The sequence below is a fragment of the Aestuariimicrobium sp. T2.26MG-19.2B genome, assembly GCF_950101875.1.
In the GTDB taxonomy this organism is placed as follows: Bacteria; Actinomycetota; Actinomycetes; order Propionibacteriales; family Propionibacteriaceae; genus Aestuariimicrobium; species Aestuariimicrobium kwangyangense.
The window spans coordinates 747,661-765,795 of record NZ_CATNLW010000001.1 but is presented as its reverse complement, the minus strand read 5'-3'; the positions used below and the strand labels follow the sequence as shown (position 1 = coordinate 765,795).

Genomic DNA, 18,135 nt, shown 5'->3' with positions numbered 1-18,135 from the left:
GGGTCGATCACCGGTTTTGTGCACTGTTTGTTCAACGTTGGGCGTGAGTCGGTCTAGGCTGACCCATGAGCAGGGGCGAAACGTTCGTCGGACCAGCGGGGAGGATCGCGATGACGGCCATGGTGTGGCTGCGCAGGGATCTGCGTCGCGCTGACCTGCCGTTGCTGGCGGCCGCCCACGACCACTCCGGCGGTGCGCCGGTGAAGGTGGTCTTCGTGCTCGACCCTGTCTTCCTGGAGGGAGCAGGCGCCGCCCGAACGGCATGGCTGGCTGCGACCCTGCTCGCGCTGCGACAGAGCTACGAGGGAAGGCTGACCCTGCTCGAGGGTGATGCCACCGAGGTGATCCCCCGAGTGGTGTCGGCTGGGGGAATCACCTCCGTCCACGTCTCGACGGAGACGGAACCGGGCGGTGTCGAGCGTGACCGGCAGGTGGCTCGTGCCCTCGGCCGCGTTGGCGTGGAGTGGGTCGAGACCGGCAGCCCCTACGCCGTCACCCCGGGCCGGGTGCGCACCAAGGCCGGCGGCCCCCATGGAACCTTCTCGAGCTTCGCCCGCACCTGGGTCGAACACGGCTGGCGCGCCCCGGCCGAGGAGCCCGCCGACCTCGCTCTCGTCCCGGACGCGTCCGACCAGGGCGCGTGGGCACGGGTCGAGCAGCTACTGCGGGCACCCGGTGCGCCGGAACTGCCTCCCGCCGGCGAAGTGGCTGCCCACGAGCGCTGGTCGCAGTTCCTCGCCGATGACCTCGACGGGTACTCCACCCAGCGCGACAGAGCCGACCTGGCCGCCACCTCGCAGCTGTCACCCCATCTCAAGTTCGGGGTGCTGCACCCGAGGACCCTGCTGGCCGACCTCGCTCCTCGTCCGGGGCAGGGCGCCGAGCGGTTCCGCACCGAACTGGCGTGGCGTGAGTTCTACGCCGATGTTCTCCACCATCACCCCGGGAGCCTGACCGGAGACCTTCGTCCCACACTCGCCGGCATGGCCTATGACCCGGATGGCGACCATGTCGAGGCGTGGCGCCGGGGGCGCACGGGGTTCCCGCTCGTCGACGCAGGGATGCGCCAACTGTTGGCCACCGGCTGGATGCACAACCGGGTGCGGATGGTGACCGCCAGCTTCCTGACCAAGGACCTGCACGTCTGGTGGCCGATCGGCGCCCAGTGGTTCCTCGACCACCTGGTCGACGGCGACCTTGCCTCGAACACCCACGGCTGGCAGTGGGTGGCGGGCACCGGCACCGACGCGGCCCCCTACTTCCGCGTCTTCAATCCCGTCAAGCAGGGGCTCACCCACGACCCGCAGGGCGACTACGTGAGGCGCTGGGTGCCGGAGTTGGCCCATCTCGCCGGTGACCTGGTGCACCAGCCGTGGGAGGCGTCCGACGGCTACGCCCACGGGTACCCCACCCGCATCATCGACCACGCGGACGAGCGCCGAGAGGCCCTGGCCCGACTGGAGATGGCCAGACATGCCTGAGGTGACCACGCACCGGACGAGCCGGCTGGGACTCGGCCGAGGGGTCTCGGAACTGCGGGCCTTCGTCGAAGCGGCCCTGCTCGACCCGGTGGACGAACCACCGATGCAGACCGGTCGACAACTCCTGCGCCGCCGGTTCGTCGTCGTGGTCACCATCGCCGTCGGCGCCGTGGCCCTCGGGCTCGCCCTCGACATCGCCCCCGGGGACGTCAGCTTCTACCCCGCCGCCCTCGGTGTCGCCGCGTTGTGGATGGTGGGGGCCGTCGCCTCCGGGCCGCTGCACCTGGGGCGTGGCCGTACCCGCTCGGGTGGCGGCAGCCGCGGCGTGCTGCAGGGATTCCTGCTCGGGCTTGGTCTGCTGGTGGTGTTCCTGCTCGGTGCCGTCGTCGTCGGCCGCATCCCTGTGCTGCGTCGACCGGTGGACGACCTGCTCGCCCACGCGGCCCACGGCTCGCTGCCCATCGTGGCCGCCATCACGTTCGTCAACGGTGTCGCCGAGGAACTCTTCTTCCGCGGCGCCGTCTACAGTTCGTCCCCCCGCCGGTGGGCGATCCCCGTCTCGACGCTGTGCTACGCGGCGTCGACCCTGTGGTCGGGGGTACCACTGCTGACCTTCGGCGCGCTCTGCCTGGGTCTGCTCACCTCCGCCCAGCGGCGGGTGACCGGCGGTGTCGCCGGCCCCATCGCCGCCCATCTGACCTGGTCGCTCGGCATGCTCCTGCTGCTCGGCCCCGCCCTTTCCCTGGGAGATTGAGATGACCTCGACCGTGCTCGTCACCGGCGCCACCGGCGCCATCGGGACACCGCTGGTGTCCTCGCTGCTCGATGCCGGCTGGCACGTGCGCGTGCTCGCCCGGCACCCCGAGCGGATCGATGCCCACTGGCGCGACCGGGTGGAGGTGGTGGTCGGCGACATCTCCGACGCCTCGGTGCTGGACGAGGCACTGTCCGGATGTCGGGTGGCCTACTACCTGGTGCACTCCATGAGCGCCGGTCACGACTTCGTGAGCCGTGACCGCGAGTTGGCCACGTCGTTCGCCGAACGGGCGAAGGCCGCGGGGGTGCAACGCATCGTGTACCTCAGCGGACTGCACCCGCGGGGCAAGTTGTCGCACCACCTCGGATCGCGCGTCGAGGTGGGCGACATCCTGCTGCGGTCCGGGGTCCCGACCGCCGTGCTGCAGGCGGGGGTGGTGCTCGGCGCCCAGTCCGCCTCGTTCGAGATGTTGCGCTACCTCACCGAGCGGCTGCCGGTGATGGTGGGTCCCAAGTGGCTGCGCAACCGCATCCAGCCGATCGCCCTCGACGACGTCATCCACTACCTCACCGCAGCCGCCTCGCTGCCCCCCGACGTCAACCGCACCATCGACATCGCGATGCCCGACGTGATGACCTACACCGAGATGATGCAGCGGTACGCCCGTGTCACCGGCAGGCGTCGCCGGATCGTGGTCACCCTGCCCGTGCTGACGCCGTGGCTCGCCTCCCACTGGGTGGGCCTGGTGACGCCCGTCGACCCGGACGTGGCCAAGCCCCTGGTGGGCAGCCTCATCCATGAGGCCGTGGCGCACGAGGACGACGCGGACTCCCTGCTGGGAGCGCCCCCGGGCGGGATCCTGGGATTCGACGATGCCGTCAGGCGAGCGCTGGACGAGAGCCACTCCGGGAAGAAGGACGAGCAATGAACACGACGCGTCGACTGGTCGACACCGCAGCCCTGCTGATGATGATGGTCGGAACCCTGTGGGGCTTCGGGCTGCTGGGCAGCCCGGTCAACCAGACCAATGGGGGAGCGCTGTCGGCCGAGGCGACCCTGCTGGCGCCGTCGACCGCCGCGTTCTCGATCTGGTCGGTGACCTACCTGCTGCTGGTGGCCTACGTCGTCTGGGTGTGGACCCCCAGTGGTGGCCGGTCCCGCCGGGCGGCGAGCCTGGGCTGGTTGCCCGCGGCGTCCATGGTGCTGAACGGGGCCTGGCTGGCCATCACCCAGGCGGGTGGGCTCTGGCTCAGTGTGGTCGACATCGCCGCGTTGGCCCTGGTCCTGGGACTGCTGATGCGCAGACTCATGGTGCGTCGTCCCGCGGGAACCCTCGAGGCATTGCTGCTCGACGGAACCTTCGGGCTGTACCTGGGGTGGGTCACCGTGGCCACGTGCGCCAATGTCACCGCCGCGGCCGTCGCCTCCGGCGCGAATCTGGGCCGGGTCGGAAACACGGTGGCCGCGGTCGTGGTGCTGGTCGTCGCCGCAGCCCTCGGTGTCACCTTCTCGCGCGTCTACCGGGGTGCCGGCGGGGTCGCTGCCGCCATGGTCTGGGGGCTGGGCTGGATCGCCCACGGACGACTGGCCGTCGGCCCCCACAACACGGTCGTGGGGGTCGTCGCGGCCCTCAGTGCGCTGGTGGTGCTCGCCGCCTTCCTGCGCCTGTGGTGGCGCGCCGAGTCGCTGCGCGGTTCAAACGAGTTGGATGGCGCCGTCGCGGCGAACTAGAATCTGTCCGTCCACACGGCTGGGATGGGGCCATCACCCCGGAGCCGCCGGAAGAACGGGCACTCCTGCGGGAGTGCCTCACTAGAACCGGCAGTGGCGGCGATGAGTGGGTGCGTGACCTCGTGCAGACGGGGAACGCGCCAAGGAGGGTGGTACCGCGGGGTCCGCGTGAGCGGGTTCTCGTCCCTTCGTCCGTGAACACAGACGAGGGAACCATGAGCACCGAGATCTCCCCGGCCGCGCCGAACGACGCCCAGCAGCAGGGCGGCACCACCTACCACCCCGTGCCAGCCAGCGTCGACCTGCCCGAGATCGACCGGCAGGTGCTCGAGCTGTGGTCACGACAGGGCACCTTCGACGAGTCGCTCGCGCAGACCGCGCAGGGTCCCGCCTGGACCTTCTACGAGGGACCCCCCACCGCCAACGGCCAGCCCGGTACCCACCACGTCGAGGCGCGTGTCTTCAAGGACGTCTTCCCCCGCTTCAAGACCATGCAGGGGTTCCACGTCGAGCGCCGTGCGGGCTGGGACTGCCACGGGCTCCCTGTCGAACTCGCCGTCGAGAAGGAACTGGGATTCGACGGTCGCGCCGACATCGAGACCTACGGCATCGAGGCCTTCAACCAGAGGTGTCGCGAGTCCGTGGGCCGCCACGTCGGTGAGTTCGCCAAGCTGACCGAGCGGATGGGCTACTGGGTCAACATGGACCAGGCCTACTGGACGATGTCTCCCGAGTACGTGCAGAGCGTCTGGTGGGCCCTCAAGCAGATCTTCGAGTCGGGGCTGCTGGTCGAGGACTTCCGGGTGGCACCGTGGTGCCCGCGCGACGAGACCACGTTGTCCGACCACGAACTGGCGCAGGGCTACGAGGATGTCGTCGACCCCTCGGTCTACGTCACCATGCCCCTGACGTCGGGCCCGTTGGCCGGTCAGGCGTCGCTGCTGGTGTGGACCACCACCCCCTGGACGCTGCCCTCCAACACCGCCGTGGCGGTGCATCCCGGGGTGACCTACGTCGCCGCCACGAACGGTGAGCAGACCTTGGTGGTCGCCGAGCCGCTGTTCGAGAAGAACCTGGGCACGGTCGCCGAGGGGGAACGGCCCTGGCAGGTCACCCAGCGTTTCCTCGGCTCCGAGATGGAGTACTGGACCTACGACCGCGTCTTCGACCTGGTCGAGTTCCCCGAGAGCGACCTGGTCGGCCCGCCCGGACGCGAGGCGGTCGGCACCCGCAGCCACTTCGTCGTGCTGGCCGACTACGTCACCACCGAGGACGGCACCGGTCTGGTGCACCAGTCGCCGGCCTTCGGAGCCGACGACATGGCCGTCTGCCGCGCCTACGGATTGCCGATGGTCAACCCGGTTCGTCCCGACGGGACCTTCGAGGCCGGCATGCCGGTGGTCGGTGGGGTGTTCTTCAAGACCGCCGACCCGTTGCTGGTCACCGACCTGGCCGAGCGCGGTCGTCTGTTCAAGAAGGTCGACTACGAGCACAGCTACCCCCACTGCTGGCGCTGCCACACGGCCCTGCTCTACTACGCACAGCCGTCCTGGTACATCCGCACCACCCAGCGCCGCGAGGAGTTGCTGCGCGAGAACGAGAAGACCACCTGGTACCCCGACAACATCAAGCACGGCCGCTACGGTGACTGGCTCGACAACAACATCGACTGGGCCCTGTCCCGCAACCGGTACTGGGGCACCCCGCTGCCGATCTGGCGCAACGATGCCGACCCGTCGAAGCTGGTCTGTGTCGGCTCCCTGGCCGAACTGTCGGAGCTGACCGGCCTCGACCAGTCGGGGCTCGACCCGCACCGTCCCTTCGTGGACGACGTCACGTTCACCAAGCCGGGGGAGCCGGGCACCTATCGTCGGGTGCCCGAGGTGATCGACGCCTGGTTCGACTCCGGGTCGATGCCCTTCGCCCAGTTGGGCTACCCGCACGCGACCGGTTCGGTCGAGGCCTTCCAGAAGGCCTACCCCGCCGACTTCATCTGCGAGGCCATCGACCAGACCCGCGGCTGGTTCTACACGCTGATGGCGATCGGAACCCTCGTGTTCGACGAAAGCTCGTACAAGAACGTGCTCTGCCTGGGTCACATCCTCGCCGAGGACGGCAAGAAGATGTCGAAGCACCTGGGCAACATCCTGCTGCCCATCCCACTGATGGACGAGCACGGTGCCGACGCGGTGCGCTGGTTCATGGCAGCCTCCGGGTCGCCGTGGGGGGCCCGCCGGGTCGGTCACACCGCCCTGCAGGAGGTCGTCCGCAAGGTGCTGTTGACCTACTGGAACACGGTTGCCTTCCAGGCCCTGTACGCCCGCGCCAACCACTGGTCACCGGCCGACGGCCTGGTCGAACCGACCCATGTGCTCGACCGGTGGTTGACCTCCTCGCTGAACCAGTTGGTCGGAGAGGTCACCGCCCGACTCGAGGACTTCGACACCCAGGGCGCCGGCGCAGCCCTGTCGGAGTTCATCGACGTGCTGTCGAACTGGTACGTCCGCCGCTCCCGCCGTCGCTTCTGGGACGGCGAACCGGGTGCGCTGTCGACCCTGCACCGGGTGCTGGTGACGCTCACCCAGTTGATGGCACCGATGATGCCGTTCGTGACCGAGCGGGTCTGGCAGGACCTGGTGGTGGCCACCGACCCGTCGGCGCCCGCCTCGGTGCACCTGTCGACGTGGCCCGTCGCCGACCCGGGCCTGGTCGACGAGTCCCTCGACCGTGCCATGCTGACCACCCGCAGGATGGTCGAGTTGGGCCGGTCGGCGCGGGCCGAGTCGAAGATGAAGACCCGCCAGCCGTTGTCGCGGATCCTGATCCCCTCGCAGGCGCATCGTCACCTCGACGAAGCCCTGCTCGCTGAGATCAAGGCCGAACTGAACGTGCAGGCGGTCGAGTCCTTCGCCTCGGCCGGAGACCTGGTCGACCACTCGGCCAAGGGCAACTTCCGCGCCCTCGGCAAGAGGTTCGGCAAGCAGACCCCGCAGGTGGCCCAGGCCATCGCGGACGCCGACGCGGCTGCCCTGGCGGCCGCCCTGGCCGCCGATGGGGTGGCCACCGTCGACTACGCCGGAGGCACCCAGGTCACCAGCGAGGAGGTGCTGATCTCCGAGCGTCCGCGCGAAGGGTGGTCGGTCGTCAACGAACAGGGCGAGACCGTCGCGCTCGACCTCGTGCTGACCCCCGCCCTGGTGGCGGCGGGACTGGCCCGCGAGGTCGTCCGCTTCGTGCAGGAGACCCGCAAGTCCTCGGGACTCGACGTCTCCGACAGGATCTCGCTGGACTGGGCGGCATCCTCGGACGACCTGGCCGCTGCCGTGCGCGAGCACCAGGCGATGATCGCCGACGAGGTGCTCGCGACCAGCATCACCGAGGTGGACGAGCCGTCCTTGGCCGAGGTCGGCAAGGAGTGGGTCCGGGAGCCCGATCTCGGCCTGACGGTTCGCGTCAGTCGTCGCGCTGGGTGACGCCCAGGTCGTCCAGCGCCCGTTGCATCAGCGACTGCACGTGCAGGGTGTCGACCACCGGCACCCGGTCGACCTCGGTGCGGCCGGCGCGGACGGCCTCGGTGGCCGCGATGAACTCGTGGGTGTAGCCCTTGCCGATCAGACCCTCCGCCGGGAACTCGCGGCTGGGCTCACCGGGGCGGTTGAGCACCAGCCCGGGTGAGTGGTGGAAGCGGGGCAGGATCTCGATGAAGCCGCGGGTGCCGCACAGGATCACCCGTCCGGGGCCGGCCGCAGCCAGGGAGATCATCAGGGACGAGTGCCGTCCGTTGCCGTGGTCGAGCACCATGGTGGCCTGCCCCTCGACACCGTTGGGCAGCTTCGATCCCCAGGTGTGGATCGACTCGGCATGGCCCAGGAAGTCGGTGGCCACGTGCAGGGCGTACGGACCGAGGTCGAGCATGGCCCCGCCCCCCAGTTCTGGCTTGAACAGTCGGTCGTCGGCGTCGAACTCCCGCAGCGCGTAGAGGTCGCCCTGGATGCTGCGCAGTTCGCCGATGTCGCCGGCGTCGATGAGGGCGTGGGCCTGCATGATCACCGGATGGAAGCGGGTCCACATCGCCTCCATGCAGAACACCCCTGCGCTCTGGGCCGACTGGACGACCTCCTCGGCACCGGCGAAGGTGGCCGCGAACGCCTTCTCGACGACCACCCCGGCACCAGCCGCGATGGCCTCGAGGGCCGCCCGTCGGTGGCCCGGATGGGGGGTGCCGATGTAGACCACGTCGACATCGGGGTCCGACGCCAACGCGGTGACGGAGTCGTAGGCCTGGGGCAGGTCGTGTTCGTCGGCGAAGGCCTGGGCACGGTCAAGGCTGCGCGAGGCCACCCCCACCACTCGCACGCCGGGGACCAGTCGAAGGTCGCTCAGCACGGTGGCACTCACGCGCCCCGGGCCGACGATGCCCCAACCGATCTCCCGCTGCTCGGTATTCGGCTGTTCGGCATTCGGCTGCTCAGTCACGCGGTCGCCCGTCCCTCGGTCATCAGTCACTCGGATTCCTCCCTACGCCGATCCCGGCCCAACTCTCGCTGTTCCGTCTGACGCTGGCGACGCTGCCGTCCGGACTCCAGCCCGACCGCGTTCAGGATCGCAGGCGCCGCGAAGATCGGCACGAGGAACAGCCACCACCACTCCCACCCGAAGGCGAAGTTGATGACCAGCGCCAGCGGCCACATCAGCCCCACCACCACCTTGGCCGCACGCTGCAGCGAGGTCTCGGCAGATTTGGCCAGCGGGGCCAGTGCACTGGAGGGAGCACTCGGCACGGCGAGGGTCCGGGCGGAGAAGTCGGTGCTCGGCAGGTCTCGGAACAAGGGAACCAGGTCAGCGTTCGTGCGGGCCTGGAGGGCTGCCTGCATGCGCTCGTCGAACTCCGCGAGATCGAGTCGACCCGCGGCGTGGTGGGCCTGCAACTCCTGCACGGCCCGGTCACGCTCGGCATCGCCGATTCGCTGCGGCACGTCTGACATGAGTGCAGCCTAGTCACCTGCGTCGTTCGGCAGCGCACGGGCACCTGCTCGGGGACGGCTCGGGGACGCGCGTGACGGGTTGGCGTCCGTCTGCTCCCCAGCCGTGGCCGACCACCTGCTCCATCTGGTGCACCTGCCCTCATCCGGTGCAATTGCCCCCTCGCCGCACCAGTTGCCCTCGTCCGGTCCAGGTGCCCCCTCACCGGACCAGTTGCCCTCGCCCGGTGCAGTTGCCCCCGTTCAGGGATAGGGCAAGTGGCGCGAACGAGGGCAGCTGGAGCGGAACGAGGGCAGCTGGGAACGGAGCGAGGGCAGCTGGGGCCGTCGGGACAGGGTGCGCCGACAAACGACGACCGAACGAGCACACCCTGACGGCCGGACCTTCGCCGAGGTCGTACCGCAGGCGGACTCCGCACCTGTCACCGTGCGGCGATGACTACAGTGGTCGGCGACCCAGGAGGTGTGATGGCTCGAGTCGTCCAGAAGTTCGGTGGATCGTCTGTCGCGGACGCGGAATCGATCAAGCGCGTGGCCCGGCGCATCAGCGCGACCAAGCGTGCCGGCAACGAGGTCGTCATCGTCATCTCGGCCATGGGTGACACCACCGACGAGCTGATGGACCTCGCCCTGCAGGTGTCGCCGCAGCCGCATCCCCGCGAGCTCGACATGTTGCTCACCACCGGGGAGAGGCAGTCGGCCGCGTTGTTGGCGATGGCGCTGTCCGATCTGGGCATGAAGGCGAAGAGCTACACCGGTTCCCAGGCCGGTGTGATCACCACCGGCACGCACGGCGATGCCCGCATCACCAAGATCACCCCCGGCCGCATCGAGGACGCTCTCGTCGACGACAACATCGTCATCGTGGCCGGCTTCCAGGGTGTCAGCCAGGACTCGAAGGACGTCACCACTCTCGGACGAGGCGCCTCCGACACCACGGCGGTCGCACTCGCCGCCGCGCTGCAGGCCCAGTACTGCGAGATCTACTCCGACGTCGACGGCGTGTTCACAGCCGACCCACGCATCGTCAAGGGCGCCCAGCGCATCCCCGAGATCAGCTACGAGGAGATGCTCGAGATGGCCGCGAACGGTGCCAAGATCCTGCATCTTCGGTGCGTGGAGTACGCGCGCCGCGAGAACGTGCCGGTGCACGTCCGCTCGTCCTTCTCGGACAAGCCGGGAACCTGGGTCAAGGACGCCAACGACATCAAGAAGGACGAGGACAACGCCATGGAGCAGACCATCATCTCGGGTGTCGCGCATGACCGCAGCGAGGCCAAGATCACCGTCGTGGGTGTGCCCGACCAGGTGGGTCAGGCAGCCCGCATCTTCGACGTGATCGCCCGCGCGAACATCAACGTCGACATGATCGTGCAGAACGTCTCGGACATCTCGTCGAACCGCACCGAGGTCTCGTTCACCCTTCCCTCCAATGACGGTCGCAAAGCCATCGATGCCCTGCGCGCCGCCCAGTCCGAGATCGACTTCACCGACGTGTTGTTCGACGACGGCATCGGCAAGGTCTCGGTGATCGGCGTCGGCATGCGCTCCAACCCCGGCGTGACGGCCCGGTTCTTCTCGGCCCTGGCCGCCGAGGGCATCAACATCCAGATGATCTCCACCTCCGAGATCCGCATCTCGGTGGTCGTGGCCGCCGAACGGGTCGACGACGCCGTGCGCGCCGCCCACACCGCGTTCGGTCTGGACGCCGACGGCGAGGCCGTGGTCTACGCCGGCACCGGTCGCTGAGCCCGGCCGCCTTCGACGTCTCGGTGGGTGCAGCGCGACCGCTAGCCTTGCGGCATGTCTGATCCAGGGGTCGAAGCGGGTGCTCGTCCTCAGCGTGGTTTCGAGCTGCCGGACGCGGCCCCCGAGGTGAGTGGTGAGGCCGGAGCGGCGCCTCTTCGCGGAGCCGAACCGGCGGCACCCGAGGAGCCCTCGATCGGACGTAGCTCCGCGCTGATGGCGGCGGGCACCCTGGTCAGCAGGGTGCTGGGCATGGTCAGGGCCTCGCTGTTGGCCGCGTGCGTGGGCATCTCACTGGGCGCCGACGCCTTCGCCATCGCCAACACCCTGCCCAACTACATCTACATCCTGCTGTCGGCGGGCGTGCTGAACGCCGTGCTGATCCCGCAGATCACCAAGGCGATGAAGAACCCCGACGGTGGACGCGACTTCGTCGACCGCCTGATCACCGCCTCGCTGTTGTTGGTGGTGGCGGCCGCCGTGGTCGCGACCGCTCTGACCCCGCTGTTGGTGCGCGCCACCTCGAACCTTCCCCCCGAGCAGTACCGGTTGGCGGTCATGTTCGGGTTCGTCTGTCTGCCACAGATCGCCTTCTACGGCCTGTACGCCGTGCTCGGCCAGGTGCTCAACGCCCGGAACCAATTCGCTGCCTTCATGTGGACACCCGTGCTCGCGAACGTGGTGCAGATCGGCGGGCTGGTCTACTTCCTCGCGGTGTGGGGCAGGCAGGGGAGCAACGCCGCCTGGACCTGGCCGATGGTCGGCGTGCTGGCCGGCACCACCACCCTGGGCATCGTGGTGCAGGGGCTCGCGCTCATCCCACCGCTGGTCCGTGGTGGCTTCCGGTACCGTCCCCGCTTCGGCGTGCGCGGACGAGGATTCGGATCCGCGTCCAAGATGCTCGGGTGGACCTTCACCGCACTCGTGCTCGCGCAACTGGGCGGGTTCGTCGTGCAGTGGGTGATCACCACGGTGCGCGGCGACAACGGCGGCGTGCCGGGTGTGATCGCACGCGACAACGCCTTCCTGATCTTCATGCTGCCCCACAGTTTCGTCACCACCTCGATCCTGACGGCCCTGTTCCCCCGCATGACGAGGGCCCACCAGGCCGACGACCTGACCGCACAGCGACGTCTGGTGCGCCAAGGGCTCGAACTTCCCGCGGTCGCCGTGCTGCCGATGAGCGCCGGCATGATCGCCCTCGCCCTGCCGATCTTCCGGGTGCTCTTCCCCCGGTTGACGCCGGGGGAGGCGCAACAGGAGGCGTGGATCCTGACCGCGATGGCGATCGGGACGATGGCCTTCGGGGTGACGACCCTGCAGCAGCGGTACTGCTTCGCCCGCGAGGAGGGACGCAAGAACCTGTGGCTGCAGGCCCTGCTCACGACCGTTCAGGTGGGCTTCGCCGCCGCCGCCTTCCTGGTGCCGGTCGGCTGGGCCGTGGCGGTGACGGGACTCGGCATGTCGGTCGCAAACATCGTCACCGGACTGGTGTTCGTGCTGGTGGCCCGGCGTGACCTCGGCCACCTCGGCCTGGCCGAGACCCTGCGGCTCTACGTCAGGGTCGGGTTCGTCTCCGCCTGCGCGGGGCTGATGTGTTGGGGAGTGTCGACGGCCTTGGGGGTGCTGGGCAGTGGGTTGCTGGTCCAGGGCCTGCGCCTGGCCGCGGCGGGGCTGGTCTTCGTCCTGGCCTACCTGGCATTGGCCAAGCTCTTCCACATCACCGAGGTCGACGACTTCGTTCGTCCCGTGCTGCGGCGCCTCCCGTTCATTCGCCCTTCTTCCCAGGAGTCCTGATGTCTGCAACCGCCCGCCCGGGCGGGGCCGCCCTCGCGGTGGCCGTCCCCGTGGTCACCGCACTGCTGGTGCTCGGCGTCACCAGCGCGTGGGCCTGGTCGGTGCGCGACTCGTTGGGTGACCGGGTGGCGGTGCACTGGGGAGTGGCCGGACGACCTGATCGTTGGACCTCGCTGACGTCGGCCCTGGTCACCACCGCGGTGCTGACCGGGGTGATGACCGCCCTGCTGGTCGGACTCGCGGTGGTGATGCGCGATCGCATCGCCGTGCCGTCGGCGGCCAGCGGGATGGCCGTGTTCCTGGCCGGGTCGGGCAACGGGCTGCTGGTCACCCAGGCCGGTGACCCCAACCACAGGCTGGGCTTCGAGCTGGTGTTCGCGTTGGTGGCGGGACTGGTGGTGGGGGTGCTGGTGGCCGTGGTGCTGCGCGCACTGGACCGGCGCCGCCCCCACCCCGTGGCCGCTCGCCCGACCCCCGCAGCCGGGGACGCCAGCGTCCCCCCCATGCCCTGGTCGGGGCTCACGCGTACCGGTACGGCCGTGTACGTGCTACCCCTGGTGGGCATGGCTCCCACCGCGGTGCTGCTCGCCTACGCCGCTGTCTACCGCGTCTGGGGACTGGTGGTGTTCATGCTCATCCTGATGCTGGTGATGGGGCTGCTGTTGACCATGCTGAAGTGCGAGGTCACCGTCGACGAGCGGGGGCTGCGCGCCACGGGCGGGCGCCTGACCTGGCTGAACGTGCCCCTGGAGCAGATCGAGTCGGCCGAGGTCGACCACGTGGAGCCCATGCGCGACTTCGGCGGCTGGGGCATCCGCTTCGGGCCTCGTGGCCTCGGTCTGGTCACCTCCCGCGGAGCCGCTGTCTGGGTGCAACGAGCCGGTGGACGGCCCGTCTGCGTCACCGTCACCGAGCCCGAGGCCTGCGCGGCGGCGGTCAACTCCTGGGCGCGGGTGGGCTGATCCGTTCGAGGTGCTCCACCAGCCGGGAGTCGGCCGACACAGGCATGAACCCGGTCGCACTGAGGCGTTCGAGCGACAGCGTGCTGTGGGTGGGGCGTGGCGCCGCTCCCGTGCCGGCGGTGTACTCCTCGGTGCTGACTCCGGTGACGTCCTTCGGGTCCCGTCCACACAGTTCGAACACTCGGGCGGCGATCTGGGCCCAACTGGTCACGGGGCCGGAGTTGGTCAGGTGGTAGGTCCCCGGCTCCGCCTGTGAGGTGAGCAGGTGGACGATCCCGGCCGCCAGGTCGGTGGCGAAGGTGAGTCGTCCGAACTGGTCGTCGACCACCCGGGGGCTCACCCCGCGTGCGGCCAGCGAGGCCATGGTGTCGACGAAGTTCCGGCCCTCCCCGATCACCCAGCTGGTGCGCACGATCCAGTGCCGGTCGACGGTGGCGGCCAGCAGGTCACCCGCGGCCTTGGTCTGCCCGTACACCCCCAGGGGAGCGAAGGGTTCGTCCACCTCGTGCACCTCGTGGGTGCCGTCGAAGACGTAGTCGGACGACACCTGGACGAACCCGAGCCGGTGCCGACGGCACAACCCGGCGAGGTGGGCCACGGCTGTCGCGTTGAGGGCCCAGGCGGTGCGGCGCCCGGTGGTGGTCTCGGCATCGTCGACGGCGGTGTGGGCCGCGGCGTTGATGATGGTCTCGACGCCGGTGACATCGAAGGCGTCGATCGCGGCGGGGTCGAGCAGGTCGAGGTCATCGCGGGTGAGGGCGGTGGCGTGGGGGAGCAGCCGCACCAGCGCTCGTCCGAGCTGACCGTCGGCACCCAGGATGACGGTGGACCGGCTGTCGACGGCTGGGGGTGCCATCGGGGTGACCTCGGCCAGCGGCGGATGGTTGGCATCCGCGGCCGAGACCTCGCACTGCTCGCGGGGGATCGGCCAGTTGATGCCGAGGTCGGGGTCGAACAGGTTGACGTAGGTGTAGCGCTCGCGTGCCTCGGCGCTCCAGTGGTCGTTGACCAGGTAGGCGTAGGTGGTTGCGTCCTCGAGGGCCTGGTAGGAGTTGCCCACGCCGCGCGGCACGAAGATCGCGGTCTCGGGGCCCAGTTCCACCGTCACCGTGGTGCCGAAGTGGTCGCCGGGGCGCAGGTCGACCCAGGCGCCGAAGACCCGACCGGTGGCGACACTGACCAACTTGTCCCACGGTTCGGCGTGCACACCGCGGGTGGCGCCCCGGGAGGCATTGAACGACACGTTCTGCTGCACCGGGCCGAAGTCGGGCAGCCCGAGTGCGGTCATCTTCTGCCGCTGCCAGTTCTCCTTGAACCAGCCGCGGGCGTCACCGTGCACGGGCAGGTTCACCACCAGCAGCCCCGGGATCGCGGTCGGGTCGATGGTCAACTGGGTCACCACTGTCGCCTGTTCCTTCGGGTCACTGGGATGGGTGCTGGATGGTCTGCTCGCACTCGGCCGGGTCAGCCCACCTTCAGGGGATCCTACGGCCTGTGCGGGCGGGTGCGGGCCGCGCGCCGTGGGTGAGCGACGGCCAGCATCCCTGCCCGGGCACGGACGGGGTCACACGTGCAGGCGCTTGCGCACCTCGTGCTGGATGTCTGCCCCGTGGAAGACCTGCATCCACACCAGCATCAGGAATCCCATGGCGACCGAGATCCACGAGGGCAGGGTGTGGTGCACCCAGCCGAAGGCGAGGAAGAGGGCGGGCACCACGCTGAACAGCAGTGTCAGCCACGAGTACACGAGGTAGTCCGGTGGGCGCATCCTGGCGATCCGGACGGCCACGAGCAGGGCGATGATCGAGACCGCGCAGATGATCGGTATGACGAAGGTGGTCGACCAGGCGCGCCACCCGCTCATGAAGTCGGCGTAGACGCAGAGGCCGCAGGCAGCAACCACCAGGTAGACGATCGTCTTGGCGATGTTGCGTCGTTTGCGCACCGTGATCAGGGCAACCAGCCACAGGGCGGCGAGGCCCATGACCATCAGCCGCACCCACGGCACGGGGATGAACACGACCGTGCCCAGGGTGCCCGCGATGACGACCAACGAGACCAGCCCGACCACCTTCAACCACACCCGCCTGTCGAAGCGCAGCGGCACGTCCGGCCACGGGGCGGGTGCCGGGGCACCCTCGCCGACGATCGGTCCGCGGCAGAGCGGGCAGGTCGTCCACCCACCCCTCACGTCGACCCGGCAGGCGGGGCAGCGGTTCATGGGGCCACCGCGGCCAGTTCATCGGCGGTGACCTTCACCGCTGCCACGGTCACCTGCACCCCGCGCTCGGTCAGTTCGCGGACGAAGGCTGTCTGGTGCGCGGTCTCGGTGAAGGGCGAGGTGAAGTCGACCGTCAGCAGGTCGCCGTGACTCGCCATCGAGAACTGCGGACGGGCCGCCGACACGGCCAGGTGCACGGCACCCACGTGGGCGTCGACGGGGTCGGGGAAGCTGACCCGTCCGATGTTGGTCATCGCCACGGTGAGGTTGCGGTTGTTGAGCCGGTTCACCGCTCCCAGCACCAGGTCCTTGAGGGGGCGCGGCAGCACTCGTCCGATCGGATGGTGTTCGAACCCGATCAGCTTGCGCAGCTTCGCCTCGAGCGCGGCGGGTGTGGTCTGCTCGGCGAGTTGGCGGGCGAGCGAGGTGCACATGGCGTCGAAGCTGTCATCACTCTGGCAGTGCTCCAGTCGGGTGGTGGCGAAGAAGTTGCGCGCCGACCGCGACCCGAAGCGTTGGCGCAGGTCGACCGGCACCGACACGGCCATCGTCCGACCGGCCGCCGTCTCGGCGTCCACGTCTCGGATGGCGTGCAGGAACAGGGCCGTCAGGTAGACCGTCAGCGACACCCCCTGGGCTCGGGCCAGGGGCAGCACCTGGCCGACGGGCATGGTGAGTTCGATGATGCGGGTGCGGTGGTCGGGGTTGAGGTGCCCGCGCACCCGATGGACCCGTCGACGACCGCGGCGAAAGAGGTCATGGGCCACCAGGTGGCGCGGTGGCGTGGCGGCGGCGACCGCGGCCGGGGCGGAACCCTCGACCGCGCCCTCGGCCTGCAGCGGGGCGGGTTCGGCTGCGACGGCGAACTGCCGGGGTTGGCGCGGGTGGAAGGCGCCGAAGCTGTCGGGGTCGAGGCCGTGCTTCACGCGGGTGGGCAGGGCCGGCGCTCCGGGCTGCCCGCCGTCGAGCGGGCTCTCGCCCCATTCCTCGGGGTGTCGCAGCCGTACGTACTCGCGGACCAGGTCGTGCAGCACCCAGGAGGCGCCGGTGCCGTCAGTGAGGGCGTGCAGCACCTCGAGGATGATCCGCCGGTCGTGGTGCATCACCCGGAACAGCAGGTTGTGGCGGTCGAAGTGGTACAGGTGGTCGCAGGGTGGCAGGACGTCGTCGGTGACCTCGGGACGCAGCTCGCTCTCCTCGAGGTAGTACCAGAACACGCCTCGCCGCAGCACGGAGTGGTAGAGCACGTACTGGTCGTAGACGATCTCGAGGGCCTGCTGCAGCAGCACCGGGTCGACGACGTCGTCGAGTTCGGCGCTGATGCGGAAGACCTTGGTGTCGACATCGCTCATGGCGGCCAGGAAGATGTTCGAGGCGTTGTCGAGACGCACCCAGGCGCGACGATCACTCACGGCACGCTCCGGTGCTCGGTGACGCGGGGAGCGTGGTCGGTCTCTTCGAGGAACTCGTTGACCAGTTCGTGCAGCCGCACGACCGGACGGGCGAACCGCGGCAGTGTCATGAACCCGTGCAGGGCACCCGGGAGCCGTTCGAGTCGGACGAAGGTGCCGGCCTCCTGAAGGCGCTGGGCGTAGGCCTCGCCCTCATCCCGCAGCAGGTCGAGTTCGGCCGTCACCACCAGGGTGGACGGTTGCCCGCTCAGGTCGCTGGCCAGCAGGGGAGCGATCAGCGGGGTGCGGCGGGCCTCGGGGTCGGGTTGGTAGAGGGCCATGTAGTCGCGCAGTTCGGTCGACGTGAGGCGAAGCCCGCTGCCGTAGGTGCGCACCGACTCGTAGGGTGAGGTGAGCGGGTCGTGGTCGTACCAGGTCGCCGGGTACAACAGGATCTGGCGGCTGGGCATCGGGCACCCGCGCTCCGCCAACCGCAGGCTGACGGCCGCCGCGAGGTTGCCGCCCGCGGAGTCGCCGATCAGCGTGATGCCGCCGGCGTCGTCAAGATCGAGGGTCTGGGGTGAACGAGCCAGCACGTCGGTCACGCGGAGGCAGTCCTCGAACCCCTGCGGGAAGGGGTGTTCGGGGGCGAGTCGGTAGTCAACCGAGAGCACCAGCCGCCCGGTCGCATCGGCCAGGGCCGCACAGGCGGGGGTGTAGCTGTCGATGTTGCCGACCACCCAACCGCCCCCGTGGAAGAAGACGAGCACGTCATCGTGGGTGCGCTGCTTGGGCAGGAACACCCGCACCGGGATCTCGTGGCCGTCTGTGGCCCGGATGGACTGGTCGAGGGTGTGGAACCGTCCCGTCGGTCCGGCCGCCAGTCGCTGGACGAGCCGCACGCGGCGGTAGTCCTCACGCATGTTGAGCCGCGGGGCGGCGAAGAGTCCCAGGACGGCGCTGACCACCGGGTTGATCGGTGGGTCGGGCTCGTCGGTGGGCATGACGCCACCCTACGAGGTGGGTGCTCGGTCGTACGTCGGGCGCGGCGGGAGGGAGGCCCCCTG

General features: G+C 69.6%; 14 protein-coding genes. 8 read left to right on the top strand and 6 right to left on the bottom strand.

Annotated features, from left to right (window positions below; genetic code table 11):
• Positions 1–65 precede the first annotated feature (65 nt).
• The 5 genes from QQZ11_RS03490 (at position 66) to ileS (ending at position 7,442) form a co-directional block, all read left to right on the top strand.
• Positions 66–1,481, top strand: coding sequence for a cryptochrome/photolyase family protein (locus QQZ11_RS03490; RefSeq protein ID WP_284548703.1), 1,416 nt, complete (start codon positions 66–68; stop codon positions 1,479–1,481).
• The gene (locus QQZ11_RS03485; protein WP_284548702.1) at positions 1,474–2,235 is read left to right on the top strand and encodes a CPBP family intramembrane glutamic endopeptidase; all 762 of its coding nucleotides are present in this window, start codon (positions 1,474–1,476) and stop codon (positions 2,233–2,235) included. Before QQZ11_RS03490 ends, QQZ11_RS03485 begins: the two co-directional genes overlap by 8 nt.
• 1 nt (position 2,236) lies before the next feature.
• Positions 2,237–3,166, top strand: coding sequence for an NAD(P)H-binding protein (locus QQZ11_RS03480; RefSeq protein ID WP_284548701.1), 930 nt, complete (start codon positions 2,237–2,239; stop codon positions 3,164–3,166).
• On the top strand, positions 3,163–3,969 hold the full coding sequence (locus tag QQZ11_RS03475) for a tryptophan-rich sensory protein (protein WP_284548700.1): 807 nt from the start codon (positions 3,163–3,165) through the stop codon (positions 3,967–3,969). Before QQZ11_RS03480 ends, QQZ11_RS03475 begins: the two co-directional genes overlap by 4 nt.
• 215 nt (positions 3,970–4,184) lie before the next feature.
• Complete coding sequence (gene ileS, locus QQZ11_RS03470) at positions 4,185–7,442, top strand: isoleucine--tRNA ligase (RefSeq protein WP_284548699.1); 3,258 nt, start codon at positions 4,185–4,187, stop codon at positions 7,440–7,442.
• On the opposite strand, the gene QQZ11_RS03465 is transcribed toward ileS, so the two are convergent.
• Together QQZ11_RS03465 and QQZ11_RS03460 are read right to left on the bottom strand one after the other, a co-directional pair.
• Entirely contained in the window at positions 7,423–8,445 is a 1,023-nt protein-coding gene (locus QQZ11_RS03465) for a Gfo/Idh/MocA family protein (RefSeq protein WP_284548698.1), read from the bottom strand. The genes ileS and QQZ11_RS03465 overlap by 20 nt on opposite strands.
• Before the next feature lie 26 nt (positions 8,446–8,471).
• Positions 8,472–8,954 carry a DUF1707 SHOCT-like domain-containing protein gene (locus QQZ11_RS03460; RefSeq protein ID WP_284548697.1) on the bottom strand — a complete coding sequence of 161 codons (483 nt, stop codon included), beginning with the start codon at positions 8,952–8,954 and terminating at the stop codon, positions 8,472–8,474.
• A gap of 465 nt (positions 8,955–9,419) precedes the next feature.
• On the opposite strand from QQZ11_RS03460, the gene QQZ11_RS03455 reads away from it, so the two are divergent.
• From QQZ11_RS03455 to QQZ11_RS03445, 3 genes are read left to right on the top strand one after another with little or no spacing between them, the layout of a single operon-like run.
• Positions 9,420–10,700: an aspartate kinase gene (locus tag QQZ11_RS03455; protein WP_022909268.1), complete on the top strand. Its 1,281-nt coding sequence runs from the start codon at positions 9,420–9,422 to the stop codon at positions 10,698–10,700.
• Positions 10,701–10,754: 54 nt separating this feature from the next.
• Entirely contained in the window at positions 10,755–12,494 is a 1,740-nt protein-coding gene (gene murJ, locus QQZ11_RS03450) for a murein biosynthesis integral membrane protein MurJ (RefSeq protein ID WP_284548696.1), read from the top strand.
• Positions 12,494–13,456, top strand: a complete 963-nt coding sequence (locus QQZ11_RS03445) for a DUF1648 domain-containing protein (RefSeq protein ID WP_284548695.1) — start codon at positions 12,494–12,496, stop codon at positions 13,454–13,456. Before murJ ends, QQZ11_RS03445 begins: the two co-directional genes overlap by 1 nt.
• On the opposite strand, the gene QQZ11_RS03440 is transcribed toward QQZ11_RS03445, so the two are convergent.
• From QQZ11_RS03440 to QQZ11_RS03425, 4 genes are all read right to left on the bottom strand, one after another.
• Complete coding sequence (locus QQZ11_RS03440; RefSeq protein ID WP_284548694.1) at positions 13,431–14,855, bottom strand: bifunctional dTDP-4-dehydrorhamnose 3,5-epimerase family protein/NAD(P)-dependent oxidoreductase; 1,425 nt, start codon at positions 14,853–14,855, stop codon at positions 13,431–13,433. The genes QQZ11_RS03445 and QQZ11_RS03440 overlap by 26 nt on opposite strands.
• A gap of 165 nt (positions 14,856–15,020) precedes the next feature.
• Positions 15,021–15,677 carry a DUF6320 domain-containing protein gene (locus QQZ11_RS03435; RefSeq protein WP_284548693.1) on the bottom strand — a complete coding sequence of 219 codons (657 nt, stop codon included), beginning with the start codon at positions 15,675–15,677 and terminating at the stop codon, positions 15,021–15,023.
• Positions 15,674–17,089, bottom strand: a complete 1,416-nt coding sequence (locus QQZ11_RS03430; protein ID WP_284548692.1) for an alcohol acetyltransferase — start codon at positions 17,087–17,089, stop codon at positions 15,674–15,676. The genes QQZ11_RS03435 and QQZ11_RS03430 overlap by 4 nt, the downstream gene beginning before the upstream one ends.
• Entirely contained in the window at positions 17,086–18,072 is a 987-nt protein-coding gene (locus QQZ11_RS03425; protein ID WP_284548691.1) for an alpha/beta hydrolase, read from the bottom strand. Before QQZ11_RS03425 ends, QQZ11_RS03430 begins: the two co-directional genes overlap by 4 nt.
• Positions 18,073–18,135: the final 63 nt, after the last annotated feature.